Raw genomic sequence first — 13,319 nt, forward strand, 5'->3', positions numbered from 1 at the left:
GTACCGTCGGGCCATGAGCAGCCGACCCGCCGCCGGGGGCGGCCGGTGGGTCAAGGTCGACCCCGGCCGCGTCGCCCGCTGGGTCGAGGGTTTCACCGGCCGGCACGGCCCGCCGACGACGACCGCGCAGGAGTACGGGCTCCTGCTCACCGCCCCGGACGGCGCCACCGCCGAGCTGCACACCCCGCCCGGCGCGAGCGCGTCGGCGGACGTACCCGGATTCGTCGCCTCGGCCACGGCGGCCCGCCGGCTCGGCCTGTTGCTGGCCCGCAAGGGCGCTGTGGCGGTCGGCGTCGCCGACGGCACCGACCTGGTGGTCTCCAAGGTGGACACCCGGTACGTGCAGGGGCGTACCGCGGCAGGCGGCTGGTCCCAGCAGCGGTTCGCCAGGCGGCGCGACAACCAGGCGAAGGCCGCCCTGGGCGACGCGGCCGAGCTGGCCGTACGCCTGCTGTTGCCGGAGGCGGGCACGCTGGCGGCGCTGGTGTGCGGCGGCGACCGGCGCGCGGTGGACACGGTGCTGGCCGACCGGCGGCTGGCCCCGCTCGCGGCACTGCGCGCGCCGCGACTGCTCGACGTGCCGGAGCCCCGGCACGCGGTGCTGGTGGCGGCAGTCGCCGCCGCCCGGGCGGTCCACATCCTGGTCCGCTGAACAGGAAAGATCACCTCAAGACGGCGCAATCCCGCTCGTCGATGATGCATCGAATCGACTCGATGCATAAGGTCGGTGTCATGAAGCGGCGGGTCTCCGGGCGACCCGCAGGGCCAGCTTCGCCTCCGCCATCACGCCGACATCGTTGGGAGAGAACAACTTCATGAGCGGATATCAGGACGGCCGGCTGCGGACCCGGTGGCGCCGTGCGACGAGGCTCCTCGTCGCGGCGGCGGCGATGAGCGCCGGAAGCCTCGTGCTCACCGCGACACTGACGGCCGGCACGGCGAACGCGGCCGCCGGCCCGGTCGAGCGCGCCGCGCTCGCCGCGCCCGCAGTCACCAGCGTCACCGCGGGCGGGGCGCACACGTGCGCGATCAGCACCGACGGGGGACTGTGGTGCTGGGGCTCGAACTACGGCGGCCAGCTCGGCGACGGGACCACCACGAACCGCAGCGCCCCGGCGCGGGTCGGCACCGCCACCTGGACGAATGTCGACGCCGGCTCCGGGCACACCTGCGCGGTCCGCACGGACGGGACGCTGTGGTGCTGGGGCTCGAACTTCCGGGGCCAGCTCGGCGACGGCACCACCACCAGCCGCAGCGCCCCGGTGCAGGTCGGCACCGCGACCAGCTGGGCCAGAGTCGACGCCGGCCCCTCGCACACCTGCGGGATCCGCACCGACGGCACGCTCTGGTGCTGGGGATTCAACCGGACCACGCAGCTGGGCGTCGGCACCTCGCCGTACGTCGCCAACACCCCGTTGCGGGTCGGCACGGCGACCGACTGGGTGAGCGTCTCGGCCGGCTTCGGGCACACCTGCGGTATCCGGACCGGCGGCACGCTCTGGTGCTGGGGGTCCAGCTCGGACGGCCAGCTCGGCCTGGGCAACCTGGCGCCCCAGACGGCGCCCGCGCAGGTCGGCACCACGACCGGGTGGACCGGCGTCGCGGCCGGGTACGCGCACACCTGCGGGGTCCGTTCCGGCGCGCTGTGGTGCTGGGGTGAGAACGGATACGGGCAGCTCGGCGTGAGCGGCACGTACCGTACCGCGCCGGTGCAGATCGGCACCGTCACCACGTGGAGCCGGATCGCCGCCAGCAGCGACACGTCCTGCGCGTCGCGTACGGACGGCAGCGTGTGGTGCTGGGGCAAGAACTCGGCCGGACAGGTGGGCGACGGCAGCACCACCCACCGGTCCGCGCCCGCCCAGGTCGGCACGGCCACCACCTGGACCGGCGGCCTCGCGGTCACCGACCACGGCTGCGGGATCCGCACCGACGGCGGCCTGTGGTGCTGGGGCGACAACAGCGGTGGCCAGCTGGGCGACGGGACGACTGTCAACCGGTCCACCCCGGGTCAGGTGACCCTGCCCGCCTGACCGGCCCGGTCAACGGCACCGGCCCGCACCGCTGACCTGGGTCAGCGGTGCGGGCCGGTGCGCGGAGCGGCTCAGGCCCCCGAACCGAAGGTGTCGCAGGACTTCGGGTCACCGGTGGTGAAGCCCTTGGTGAACCACTGCTTGCGCTGCTCCGAGCTGCCGTGGGTGAACTCGTCCGGGTTCACCGGCCGGCCGGACCGCTGCTGGATCGCGTCGTCGCCGATCTTCTCGGCGGTGTCGATGGCCTGCGAGATGTCCTGCTCGGTGATGCTGGTGAAGATCTTCTGCCCCTTGTCGTCGGCGGTGCCGGTGGCGTTCTTCGCCCAGGCCCCGGCGTAGCAGTCGGCCTGGAGTTCCAGCTTGACCGAGAGCGCGTTCGCGCTCTGCGGGTCGCGCTGCTGCTGGCGGCGCATCTGCGCCTCGGTGCCGAGCAGGTCCTGCACGTGGTGGCCGTACTCGTGGGCCAGCACGTACGGCTGGGCGAACTCGCCCTCCGCGCCGAGCTGATCGGCGAGCAGCTTGTAGAAGCTGAGGTCGATGTAGACCAGGTCGTCGGCCGGGCAGTAGAACGGGCCCACGCCCGAGTCGGCAGCGCCGCAGGCGGTGCTCACGTTCTGACTGAAGAACACCGTCTTCGACGGCCGGTACTGCTCGCCGAACGCCTCCGGCATGGCGGTACGCCAGTACGCCTGGATCGAGTTGACGTAGAGCGCGTTGCGGCAGTCGAGCTGCTTCAGCGCGTCCTGCGCCGAGCACTTCTGCTCCAGCGAGGTGTTGTCGCCCTGCTCGGAACCGCCGCCGTTGGTGGCGGCGTTGAGGCCGAACCCGCCGCCCACCAGGGCGACGAGCACGGCGATGATGATGCCCACGATCCCGCCCCGGCCGCCGCCGATCGGGATCGGAATGCCCATCCCGCCGCCTCCGCCGGACCCTCGCCGGTCGTCCACCTGGCTGGTGTCGACCCGCGCGTTCTCGTTCAGCTCCATGTTGACCCCGATCACCGATGTGTCCGTATGTGGTGGTTGCGGTACCGGACCGGGTCCGGACGGCGGTTTCCGTACCCGATGATCTTGCACGGTAATCCGGGGGAGTGGCCCCGCGGAGCCCGGTACACTTGCCCCCGTGCTGCGCTGCGAAGGCTGAACGGCCCCGCGCCGACGGGAAATCACCACCCGCCGGCGCTTTCGCGTGCCCTGAGTCAGCCCTTCCGGACCCGAGAGCGAGTACTCCGAGATGATCACTGCCACCGGCCTGGAACTGCGCGCCGGTTCCCGGATCCTGCTGTCCGACACCACCCTGCGGGTGCAGCCGGGGGACCGGATCGGCCTGGTCGGCCGCAACGGCGCCGGCAAGACCACCACGCTCAAGGTGCTCGCCGGGGAGGGACAGCCGTACGGCGGCCAGATCGACCGGCGCAGCGCCATCGGCTACCTGCCGCAGGACCCGCGTACCGGTGACCTGGACGTCACCGGCCGGGACCGGGTGCTCTCCGCCCGGGGCCTGGACGTGCTCATGGCGCAGATGAAGGAGCTGGAGGACAAGCTCGCCGAGGGCGCCGACGACGAGCGGCTCGTCCGCCGCTACGGCGCGCTGGAGGACCAGTTCGCCTCGCTCGGCGGCTACGCGGCCGAGGCCGAGGCGGCCCGGATCTGCGCCAACCTCGGCCTGCCCGACCGCGCCCTGGCGCAGACCATCGGCACGCTCTCCGGCGGTCAGCGCCGCCGCATCGAGCTGGCCCGGATCCTGTTCCGCGACGCCGGCGAGAACGGCGGCGGCATCCTGCTGCTCGACGAGCCCACGAACCACCTCGACGCCGACTCGATCACCTGGCTGCGCGGCTTCCTCGCCAACCACAAGGGCGGCCTGATCGTGATCTCCCACGACGCCTCGCTGCTGGAGGCGGTGGTCAACAAGGTCTGGTTCCTGGACGCCACCCGGTCCGTGGTCGACACGTACAACCTGGGCTGGAAGGCGTACCTGGAGGCGCGGGAGACCGACGAGCGGCGCCGCCGCCGGGAGCGGGCCAACGCCGAGAAGAAGGCCGGCGCGCTGATGGCGCAGGCGGACAAGATGCGGGCCAAGGCCACCAAGACCGTCGCCGCGCAGAACATGGCCCGGCGCGCCGAGCGCCTGCTCTCCGGCCTGGACGAGGTCCGCGTCGCGGACAAGGTCGCGAAGGTACGGTTCCCGAGCCCCGCGCCGTGCGGCAAGACGCCGCTGACCGCGAACGGCCTGTCGAAGTCGTACGGGTCGCTGGAGATCTTCACCGACGTGAACGTGGCTGTGGACCGGGGTTCCCGGGTGGCCATCCTCGGCCTCAACGGCGCCGGCAAGACCACGCTGCTGCGGATGCTCGGCGGGCTGCTGGAGCCGGACACCGGCGAGGTACGCCCCGGGCACGGGCTGCGGCTGGGCTACTACGCCCAGGAGCACGAGACGCTCGACGTGGACCGGACGATCCTGGAGCACATGCGCAGCGCCGCGTCCGACCAGACCGACACCGACCTGCGCAAGATCCTCGGCGCGTTCCTGTTCTCCGGCGAGGACGTGGACAAGCCGGCCGGTGTGCTCTCCGGCGGCGAGAAGACCCGGCTGGCGCTGGCCACGCTGGTCTGCTCCGGCGCCAACGTGCTGCTGCTGGACGAGCCGACGAACAACCTCGACCCGGTCAGCCGCGAGCAGGTGCTCGACGCGATCGCCCGCTACCCGGGTGCGATCGTGCTGGTCACGCACGACCCGGGCGCGGTCACCGCGCTCAAGCCGGACCGCGCCATCCTGCTGCCCGACGGCGACGAGGACGCCTGGTCCGACGACCTGCTGGAGCTGGTAGAGCTGGCCTGACCCCCCACCCCACTTTTTTGTCGGTCGATCATGAAGTTGACGGCACTTCTGGAGATCCAGATCGCCGTCAACTTCATGATCGACGGGGTGGGCGGCGGGGTGGGTGGGCGCTGTCTCTTATACACATCTGACGCTGCCGACGAAGAGGATAGTGTAGATATCGACACGGCCACCAGCACGGCGAACACCAGCAGCCAGATCAGCCCGGTGACCGGGTCGAGGGCGCGGAACACCGGCACGTAGACGGCGATGTTGTCGGCGCCGTTCGCGATCGTCACCCCGGCGACGCCGAGCAGGCTGCCGACCACCGCCGGCGGTTCGTCGTCGTCGCGCCGGGTCAGCAGCGCGCGGACGCCGAGCGCGACCGGCAGCAACCCGAGCAGGCCGGGCCACGGATCCGGCACCACGAGCAGCCCGGCGGCGGCCACCACCGCGACCGCGACGAGCGCGCCGATGCCCGCGTACTGCCCGGCGACGATCTGCCAGGGCCGGGGCCGGCCGTTGTGCCGGGCCGCCACGAACAGCACGGTGAGCACGACGATGTCGTCGAGGTTGGTGGCGGCGAACACGCCGGCCGCACCCGCCGCGGCCGTGATCACGTCGAACACCCCGGGCACGATACGGCCCCCGCGCACCCGTCATCCGCATGATCCACACCAGCTCGCCGAACTGGAGGTGTCCGGAGCGCGGCGATGCCGCCACTTCGCCGAAGTGGCGCCGACGGGTTCGTCCGGCGGGTTCGTCCGGCGGGCCGGTACGGATCAGCCGGCCGGAAGGATCACTCTATCGGGAAGCTGACATTGCGTAGCGTGTCGGTTGGCGAATAGTTGATATCTGGCGCATGATCGTCCGAGGCGGTCTAATAGGTGGGACCGTATCCGAACCGCACAGTCTGGGACGTGAGGAATCAGCATGGCAGCCACCGGCACAGCCACCAGCACTGAGAAGGGTCGCCGGATCGTCGGGGCCGAGCGTCAGACGCTCGCCAAAGACCTGGTAAAGCGGTACACCGGCGGAGAGAGCATCCGTGCTCTGGCGGCCTCGACCGGCCGTTCCTACGGGTTCATCCACCGGGTGCTCACCGAGTCCGGGGTGCAGCTGCGGCAGCGCGGCGGCGCCCGGCGCCGGAAGAAGGCGTGACCCGCCCCCCAGCGTCGTCCATCAGCGCGTTCCGGGGTGTCCGGTGACCGCCGAGACGACCGGAGTGCGCTTCGACTGCGACGGGCCGGTCGCGACGGTGACGTTGTGCCGGCCCGACGTGCTCAACGCCCAGACCCCGGCGATGTGGCGCGCGATGAGCGACTTCTCCCGCGACCTGCCCGGCGACGTACGCGTCGTCGTCGTACGCGGAGAGGGGCGCGCCTTCTCCGCGGGCCTGGACCTGGCGGTCGCCGGTGCGACCGGGCCGGGCTCCTTCGCCGAGCTGGCCGCGATGCCGGAGGCGGAGTGCGCCGACCGGATCGCCGGCTATCAGGACGGTTTCACCTGGCTGCACCGGCCGGACGTGGTGTCGATCGCCGCGGTTCAGGGCCACGCCATCGGCGCCGGCTTCCAGCTGGCGCTGGCCTGCGACATGCGGGTGCTCGCCGCCGACGCGAAGCTCTCGATGGCCGAGGTGACCCTCGGCCTGGTTCCCGACCTGGCCGGCACGCGCCGCCTGGTCGAGCTGGTCGGCTACTCCCGGGCGCTGGAGATCTGCGCCACCGGCCGGCGGATGGACGCCGCCGAGGCGGACCGGATCGGTCTGGCCACGCTCGTGGTGCCGAACGACGAGCTGGACGGCGCGGTGCGTGATCTCTCCGCCGGGCTGCTCGCCAACAACCGGGACGCGATCATCGAGATCAAGGCGCTGCTCGCGGGCGCGGCCGTGCGCTCGCACGCCGAGCAGCAGCGCGCCGAGCGCGAGGCGCAGACCCGGCGGATCCGGGACCTGGCCGGGCGGGGCGAATAGCCGGTACGGCGATTTCGTAAGGACCGTTCGGGAAGATCCGGGTTACTCGCGAGGTTGTCACAGGCGTCGGGAGAATGGACTCCGACGGTTCATGCTGCCCCGACGACCCGGAGGTGACGAGTGTCCCACCCGATGGCCGGCGGCGGCATGGGCGGCTGGAGCATGCTCCGGTCGCTGCGTAACCGTGACGAGGTCTCCGCCCACGAGCTCAAGCGCGGCACCGCCCGGCGGATCGTCGCGTTCGCCCGGCCCTACCGGCGCGACATCGTCGTCTTCCTGATCACCGTGATCGTCGCCGCTGTGATCGGCGTGGCCACGCCGCTGCTCGCCGGCGACGTCATCGACGCGATCGCCGGGGGCGGCCCGGACGCCCGCTCGACAGTGGTCCGGCTCGCCCTGATCATCGCCGCGCTCGCCGTGGCCGACGCGCTGTTCTCCCTGGTCCAGCGGTGGTATTCGGCCCGCATCGGCGAGGGCATCATCCTCGACCTGCGCACCCGGGTGTACGACCACGTCCAGCGGATGCCGTTGCAGTTCTTCACCCGCACCCAGACCGGCGCCCTGGTCAGCCGGCTCAACAACGACGTGCTCGGCGCCCAGCGCGCGTTCACCTCGACGCTGTCCGGCGTGGTCAGCAACGTCATCCAGCTCGTGCTCACCGCCGGGGCGATGCTCGTGCTGTCCTGGCAGATCACCGTGATGGCGCTGGTGCTGCTGCCGATCTTCATCATCCCGGCCCGCCGGGTCGGCCGGCGGCTGGCCGAGATCACCCGCGAGTCGTACAACCTCGACGCCAAGATGAACGCCACGATGACCGAGCGGTTCGGCGTCGCGGGCGCGCTCCTGGTCAAGCTGTTCGGCGCGCCGGAGGTGGAGGCCGACCGGTTCGCCCGCCGGGCCGAGCGCGTACGCGACATCGGCATCCAGTCCGCGATGTACTCGCGGACGTTCTTCGTCGCGATGCTGCTCGTCGCGTCGCTGGCCCAGGCGCTGACGTACGGCGTGGGCGGCTGGCTGGCGGTCACCGGGGCGGTCAGCGCCGGCACCGTCGTCAAGCTCGCACTGCTGCTGACCCGCCTCTACGGCCCGCTGACCGCGCTGTCCAACGTTCGGGTCGACGTGATGAGCGCGCTCGTCTCCTTCGACCGGGTCTTCGAGGTGCTCGACCTGCGCCCGTCCATCGCCGAGAAGCCCGACGCGGTACCGGTGCCGCGCGGCAACGGCCGGGTCGAGTTCCGCGACGTGCGCTTCCGCTACCCGAGCGCCGCCGAGGTGTCGCTCGCCTCCCTGGAGGAGGTCTCGACCCTCGACCGCACGGTGAACGAGCCGGTGCTCAGGGGTGTCTCGTTCGCCGTCGAGCCGGGGCAGATGGTGGCACTGGTCGGCCCCTCCGGGGCGGGCAAGTCGACGCTGTCCATGCTGATCTCCCGGATCTACGACGTCAGCGACGGCCAGGTGCTGGTCGGTGGCGTCGACGTGCGGGACGCGACGCTCGCCTCGCTGCGCGACGAGATCGGCGTGGTCACCCAGGACTCGCACCTGTTCCACGAGACGATCCGGGAGAACCTGCGCTACGCCAAGCCCGACGCCACCGACGACGAGATCTGGGCGGCGCTGGCCGGCGCGCAGGTCGCCGACCTGGTCCGGGCGCTGCCGGACGGGCTCGACACGACGGTCGGCGAGCGGGGCTACCGCTTCTCCGGCGGCGAGAAGCAGCGCATCGCCATCGCGCGGCTGCTGCTCAAGGCCCCGTCGATCGTGATCCTCGACGAGGCCACCGCCCACCTGGACTCGGAGAGCGAGGCTGCGGTGCAGCGGGCGTTGTCCGTGGCGCTGACCGGGCGTACCGCGCTGGTGATCGCGCACCGGCTCTCCACAGTGCGCGACGCCGACCAGATCCTCGTGCTCGACGAGGGCCGGATCGTGGAGCGCGGCCGGCACGACGAGCTGGTGGCGGTCGGCGGCCTGTACGCCGAGCTGTACCGCACCCAGTTCGCGGTCACCGACTCGCCGGCGCCCCACACCGAGGCCGAGCAGCCCGAGCCGGTGGTGACCACGGTGCCAATGGGCACCTACGTCGCCCACGAGGCCATGCCCCCGGCGGCCGCCAACTAGCCCGCGGCGACCGCGGCGCGCAGCTCGGCGAACGCGGCGCCGAGCGTCTCCGGCGTGAAGTGGGCGTTCAGGCCGCTCGGGTTGGGCAGCACCCAGAGCCGGGCCGCCGCGAGCGTCTCCGGCTGCGGCCCGAAACCGGCCTTCGGCCGGGCGAACCCGATCCGGTACGCGGTCACACCGACCACAGCCACCCAGCGCGGCCGGTAGCGCTCGACCTTCGCGGTGAGCGTGGCGGCGCCGTCGACGAGTTCGCCGGCGGTCAGTTCGTCGGCGCGGGCGCTGGCCCGGGCCACCATGTTGGTGATCCCGAGGCCCAGCGCCGGAAGCGTGTCCTGTTCGCTGGGGTGCAGCAGGCGTGGTGTGAAGCCGCCCCGGTGCAGGGCGGGCCAGAACCGGTTGCCCGGGCGGGCGAAGTGCCAGCCGGTGGCCGCCGACCACAGGCCCGGGTTGATGCCGACGAACAGCACGTCGAGGCCGGGCGCGATCACGTCGGGCAGCAGCCGGTCGGCCGCCGCGGCGAGCTGCTCGCGGCTGGGCCGGGGGTGGCGGCGGGCGGGCGTGCCCGGTCCGGGCGCGGCCTCGGGCCGCCCACCGGCCGGCCGCCGTCGATCGCTCACCGGCCCACCGTCCCGGGTGACCGGCCCGCCGCGGGAAGCCCGACCACCGCAGCCACCGTCACAGCCCGCGCAGCGCGCCGCCGTCGACCGGAACGGTGATCCCGGTGACGTACCCGGCGGCGGGGGAGAGCAGGAACGCGGCCACCCTGCCGAACTCCGCCGGGTCGCCGATGCGCCCGAGCGGGATCGCCGCCTCGGCCTGCGCGCGGGCCCGCTCGGGATCGCCGGAACCGGCAAGCAGCTCCCGGTTGCGGTCGGTCATGATCCGTCCCGGCAGCAGGCTGACCACGCGGACGCCGCGCGGGCCGAACTCGTCGGCCATGTCCTTGGCCACGCCTGCCAGACCCGGCCGCAGGCCGTTGGAGATGCCGAGGCCTGGTAGCGGTCCGCGTACCGAGGTGGACAGCACCAGCCCGATCGCGCCGCCGTCGGTGAGCGCTCCGGCCACCGTACGGGCGAGCCGGACGCTGCCCAGGAAGACGGTCTCGAACGACTCCCGCCACTGCTCGTCGGTGACGGTGGCGGCGGTGCCGGGCGGCGGGCCGCCGACCGAGATCAGCGCGCCGTCGAGGCGGCCGAAGTGTTCGCGGGCGGCGGCGACGAGCCGTTCCGGGGTGGCGGGGTCGGCGAGGTCGGCGGTCAGCCCGATCGCCCGCTGCGGGTCGCCGAGCGCCTCGATCGCGGCGGCCACCCGTTCCGGGGTACGCGCGGAGATGACCACCCGGGCACCGTCGGCGACGAGGTGTTCGGCGGTGGCGAAGCCGAGGCCGCCGGAGGCGCCGGTGAGCACGTACACCCGGTCGGCGAGTCCGAGATCCATGCACCGATCCTGCCGTACCGGCGGGTGCCTGTCAGCGCGGGGCGGGCCGCACCAGGCGTACCCGGCCGGCGACCTGGACCGCGACGGCGCCGCCGACGCGGGCGAGTGCCGGCAGCCGGCGTGGCCGGGGCGGGCGGCGGCCGTCGTAGCGGCTTGCGGCCTCGCGCACGGCCAGCTCCTCCGTGCCCAGCGGCGGCAGCGCGTCCCGGTCGCGCAGGTCGCGGGCCAGGTCCCAGCCGTCGCGCAGCGACCCGTTCGTGGGACGGCCGTCGGCCCACGTGGTGAACGCGGCCGGCCAGTCCGGTCCGAGGCCGGCGGCGACCAGCGGCCAGTGCCGGGCCACGTCCCCGGCCCGCTTGCGCAGCAGCGCCCGGCGGGCCGCCTCGACCGGGGCCGGGGCGAAGCCGGGCGGCAGCGGTCCACCGGCGACGAGCGCGGCGACCAGCTCGGCCTGCCGGGCCGCCAGGTCACCGCTCACGTGACCACCGGGTGGCCGGACGCGGCGGCCAGCGCGTCCAGCTCGCCGCGCAGCTCGGCGGCGGGCGGGTAGTGCCCGTCGCGTTCCAGCAGCAGTGCGGGCGGCCGGCGCCGGGCGCACAGCTCGCGGACCAGGTCCAGCACGGCCTCGGGCACCGGATCGGTGTGCGTGTCGTGGTAGAAGCCGCCGTGCTCGGCGCCGCCCGCGACGTGCACGTAGGCGATGCGTTCCAACGGCAGCCGGTCCAGCAGCGCGGCCGGATCGCCGCCCCGGTTGCGGGCGTTGGCGTGCACGTTCGCGATGTCGAGCAGCAGCAGCGCGTCGGTGGCGTCGAGGATCTCGGTGAGGAAGTCCGCCTCGTCCAGCTCGTCGTCCGGCCAGTCGAACAGCGCCGCGATCGGTTCCAGGGCCAGCGGCACCGGCAGCTCCGCCTGCGTCCGCCGGACGTTCGCCACCACCGCGGCGACCGCCTCGCGGCTGCGCGGCAGCGGCAGCAGGTGACCGGCCTCCAGGCCGCCGGCCCGCACGAACGCGATGTGCTCGCTCACCAGCGGCGCGTCCAGGGCCGCGGCCACCCCGGCCAGGTGCGCCACCCGCGCCGGGTCGACCGGCTCGGCGCCGCCGAGGGACAGCCGCACCCCGTGGGGTACGACGTCGACGCCGCGTCCGCGCAGCTCGGCGAGCCCGTCCGGGAGCGGCCCGGCCGGGGCGACCGCCTCCGCGACCACCTCGACGAAGCGCAGCCCCGGCAGCCCGGCGACGAAACCGGCGATCTCGGGGCGCCAGCCGATGCCGACGCCGGACGGGCCGCTCATCCGCCGCACCCGCCGCCCCCGCCGCAGCCACCACCCCCGCCGCACGAGCTGCCGCCCCCGCAGGAGCCGCCGCCGGCGGTCGCCCCGCCGCCGCACGAGGTGCCGGAGCTGGCGCCACCCGCGTTGCCCATCGCCTGCCGCTGGATCTCGGCCTGCTCCGCGAAGCCCGGATCCATGGTCCAGAGCGTGGCGGTGCCGAACAGCGCCACGCCCAGCGCCACGTCCGTCGCGCCGTACGTGGAGTACGCGGGTCCGGCGGCCGGCCGCAGCCAGGCGTGCCGGCGGCGCATGTCGTTCAGCGCGGCGGTGGCCGCCCGGGTCCGCCAGGGCACGCGGTTGAGCAGCACGAACGCCAGGCCGAGCGGGAACAGGCTGAGCAGCAGCCAGCCGGTGGGCCGGTCGTTGAGCAGCCCGGAGATCGCGCGCACGATGCCGATCGCCAGCAGGGCTCCGACCAGCAGCGCGCCGCGCCGCAGCGTCCGGCGCCGCTCCTGGTCCAGTGCCAGGCCCCGGCGTACCAGGCCGTCGCGCAGGTCGTCGAGCGCGCGCCGGACCCACTCGTCGGCGGCCAGTTCCCGGGTACGCAGACCCCGGCTCGCCGCGTGGTGGACCGCCTGGTCCAGCGGGGTGGCCCCGGCCGGCAGCGGGCCGCCCGTGGTGAGCCGCCGGTCCGGTCGTACGCCGACCGCGCCGGAGTGGCGCAGCCCGCCGAGCGCGGCCCAGACGGCGAGCTGGTCACCACCGTTGAGGTACGCGACCTGCTGCGGACCCAGGTCGCCGTACGCGGTCACCGCCGTGCCCGCCAGCATCCGCCGCCGGTAGACGATCGCGCCGACCACCAGGACGACGGCGAGCAGCAGGTACCAGCGCAGGAAGACGGGGCCGGGGATGCCCCAGGTGTCGGAAGGGGTCATCGTCTGCTCCTGTCGCGCGGAGGGGTCGCGGCTCATTGTGGAGCAGGCGCGCCAGAGTCGATCTCCTGGAGCGGGGTAGTTACCGGACCGAGACCGGCGCCGGTTCAGTGCCGGCGGACGGCCTCCTCGACCAGGTCGAGCACCCGGGCCAGGTCGCCGGCCGGACGGCCCATCGCCAGGTGCAGCACCAGCCCGTCGTAGGCCAGCTCCAGGAACTGGGCCAGCACGTCGATCGGCACGTCGTCGCGGAGCACGCCGGCTTCGCGCTGGCGCAGCAGGCGCTCCCGGGTGGCCCCGGCGATGGCCTCGGAACGCTCCGCCCAGCGCTTGGCGAAGGCGGGGTCGGTGCGCAGCCGGCGGGAGACCTCCAGCTGGCTGCCGAGCCAGCCGGTGGTGTCCGGCGAGACGGCCCGGGCCAGCAGGTCGCGCATGACCTGCACGAGGCCGTTGCGGGCCACCGTCTCCACCATCGCGGCGGCGTCGTCCTCGGCCACGGCGAGGAAGAGGGAGTCCTTGTCCCGGAAGTGGTGGAAGATCGCGCCCCGGGACAGGCCGGTGGCCTCCTCCAGCCGCCGCACGGTGGCGCCCTCGTAGCCGTGCCGGGCGAAACACGCCCGCGCCGCCGCGAGGATCTCCTGCCGGCGCGCGTCGAGCTGGTCCTGACTTACTCTGGGCACGAACGGATCGTCGCAGGTGGAAGCGGCCGATGCAAACCGTACGTACGGCTTGAGATGC

Annotated in this window: 13 protein-coding genes and 1 pseudogene; 6 read left to right on the forward strand and 8 right to left on the reverse strand. The window is 73.6% G+C overall.

Features of this window, described 5'->3' with window-relative positions; translation table 11 throughout:
* Positions 1–13 precede the first annotated feature (13 nt).
* Complete coding sequence (locus IF06_RS0126305; RefSeq protein WP_030274190.1) at positions 14–652, forward strand: acVLRF1 family peptidyl-tRNA hydrolase; 639 nt, start codon at positions 14–16, stop codon at positions 650–652.
* Positions 653–815: 163 nt separating this feature from the next.
* On the forward strand, positions 816–2,033 hold the full coding sequence (locus tag IF06_RS0126310; protein ID WP_030274192.1) for an RCC1 domain-containing protein: 1,218 nt from the start codon (positions 816–818) through the stop codon (positions 2,031–2,033).
* 71 nt (positions 2,034–2,104) lie between these two features.
* Here IF06_RS0126310 and IF06_RS0126315 read toward each other — a convergent pair whose 3' ends face one another.
* Positions 2,105–3,019: a neutral zinc metallopeptidase gene (locus IF06_RS0126315; RefSeq protein WP_013287436.1), complete on the reverse strand. Its 915-nt coding sequence runs from the start codon at positions 3,017–3,019 to the stop codon at positions 2,105–2,107.
* 247 nt (positions 3,020–3,266) lie between these two features.
* Here IF06_RS0126315 and IF06_RS0126320 point away from each other — a divergent pair, with 247 nt between their 5' ends.
* Positions 3,267–4,874: an ABC-F family ATP-binding cassette domain-containing protein gene (locus IF06_RS0126320; RefSeq protein WP_013287435.1), complete on the forward strand. Its 1,608-nt coding sequence runs from the start codon at positions 3,267–3,269 to the stop codon at positions 4,872–4,874.
* Between the two features lie 176 nt (positions 4,875–5,050).
* On the opposite strand, the pseudogene IF06_RS33250 reads toward IF06_RS0126320, so the two are convergent.
* Positions 5,051–5,509: pseudogene (locus tag IF06_RS33250) on the reverse strand (cadmium resistance transporter); the annotation flags it as partial.
* 277 nt (positions 5,510–5,786) lie between these two features.
* Between IF06_RS33250 and IF06_RS0126335 the strand changes: the two are divergent.
* From IF06_RS0126335 to IF06_RS0126345, 3 genes are all read left to right on the forward strand, one after another.
* Entirely contained in the window at positions 5,787–6,014 is a 228-nt protein-coding gene (locus IF06_RS0126335) for a helix-turn-helix domain-containing protein (RefSeq protein ID WP_007072022.1), read from the forward strand.
* Positions 6,015–6,057: 43 nt separating this feature from the next.
* The gene (locus tag IF06_RS0126340) at positions 6,058–6,825 is read left to right on the forward strand and encodes an enoyl-CoA hydratase/isomerase family protein (protein ID WP_013287433.1); all 768 of its coding nucleotides are present in this window, start codon (positions 6,058–6,060) and stop codon (positions 6,823–6,825) included.
* 132 nt (positions 6,826–6,957) lie between these two features.
* Positions 6,958–8,940: an ABC transporter ATP-binding protein gene (locus tag IF06_RS0126345; RefSeq protein WP_030274200.1), complete on the forward strand. Its 1,983-nt coding sequence runs from the start codon at positions 6,958–6,960 to the stop codon at positions 8,938–8,940.
* On the opposite strand, the gene mug is transcribed toward IF06_RS0126345, so the two are convergent.
* The 6 genes from mug to IF06_RS0126375 form a co-directional block, all read right to left on the reverse strand.
* Positions 8,937–9,557 (reverse strand): G/U mismatch-specific DNA glycosylase, encoded by a 621-nt coding sequence (gene mug / locus IF06_RS0126350; protein ID WP_030274202.1) that lies wholly within the window; start codon positions 9,555–9,557, stop codon positions 8,937–8,939. The genes IF06_RS0126345 and mug overlap by 4 nt on opposite strands.
* A 58-nt stretch (positions 9,558–9,615) precedes the next feature.
* Positions 9,616–10,377 (reverse strand): SDR family oxidoreductase, encoded by a 762-nt coding sequence (locus IF06_RS0126355; protein WP_030274204.1) that lies wholly within the window; start codon positions 10,375–10,377, stop codon positions 9,616–9,618.
* 31 nt (positions 10,378–10,408) lie between these two features.
* Complete coding sequence (locus IF06_RS0126360; protein WP_013287429.1) at positions 10,409–10,855, reverse strand: hypothetical protein; 447 nt, start codon at positions 10,853–10,855, stop codon at positions 10,409–10,411.
* Complete coding sequence (locus tag IF06_RS0126365; RefSeq protein WP_030274206.1) at positions 10,852–11,670, reverse strand: DUF692 domain-containing protein; 819 nt, start codon at positions 11,668–11,670, stop codon at positions 10,852–10,854. The genes IF06_RS0126360 and IF06_RS0126365 overlap by 4 nt, the downstream gene beginning before the upstream one ends.
* Positions 11,667–12,584 carry a TIGR04222 domain-containing membrane protein gene (locus IF06_RS0126370; protein WP_030274208.1) on the reverse strand — a complete coding sequence of 306 codons (918 nt, stop codon included), beginning with the start codon at positions 12,582–12,584 and terminating at the stop codon, positions 11,667–11,669. Before IF06_RS0126370 ends, IF06_RS0126365 begins: the two co-directional genes overlap by 4 nt.
* 104 nt (positions 12,585–12,688) lie before the next feature.
* A complete protein-coding gene (locus IF06_RS0126375) occupies positions 12,689–13,261 on the reverse strand; it encodes a TetR/AcrR family transcriptional regulator (protein ID WP_013287426.1) in 573 nt (190 codons plus the stop codon).
* Between the last annotated feature and the right edge of the window lie 58 nt (positions 13,262–13,319).

The sequence above is a fragment of the Micromonospora globosa genome (assembly GCF_000717585.1).
Lineage (GTDB): Bacteria > Actinomycetota > Actinomycetes > Mycobacteriales > Micromonosporaceae > Micromonospora > Micromonospora aurantiaca.

Excerpts from the sequence above, each read along its gene's own strand:
- IF06_RS0126305 (WP_030274190.1), top strand. The coding sequence starts at position 14 with ATGAGCAGCCGACCCGCCGCCGGGGGCGGCCGGTGGGTCAAGGTCGAC.
- IF06_RS0126310 (WP_030274192.1), top strand. The coding sequence starts at position 816 with ATGAGCGGATATCAGGACGGCCGGCTGCGGACCCGGTGGCGCCGTGCG.
- IF06_RS0126315 (WP_013287436.1), bottom strand. The coding sequence starts at position 3,019 with ATGGAGCTGAACGAGAACGCGCGGGTCGACACCAGCCAGGTGGACGAC.
- IF06_RS0126320 (WP_013287435.1), top strand. The coding sequence starts at position 3,267 with ATGATCACTGCCACCGGCCTGGAACTGCGCGCCGGTTCCCGGATCCTG.
- IF06_RS0126335 (WP_007072022.1), top strand. The coding sequence starts at position 5,787 with ATGGCAGCCACCGGCACAGCCACCAGCACTGAGAAGGGTCGCCGGATC.
- IF06_RS0126345 (WP_030274200.1), top strand. The coding sequence starts at position 6,958 with ATGGCCGGCGGCGGCATGGGCGGCTGGAGCATGCTCCGGTCGCTGCGT.
- IF06_RS0126355 (WP_030274204.1), bottom strand. The coding sequence starts at position 10,377 with ATGGATCTCGGACTCGCCGACCGGGTGTACGTGCTCACCGGCGCCTCC.
- IF06_RS0126365 (WP_030274206.1), bottom strand. The coding sequence starts at position 11,670 with ATGAGCGGCCCGTCCGGCGTCGGCATCGGCTGGCGCCCCGAGATCGCC.
- IF06_RS0126370 (WP_030274208.1), bottom strand. The coding sequence starts at position 12,584 with ATGACCCCTTCCGACACCTGGGGCATCCCCGGCCCCGTCTTCCTGCGC.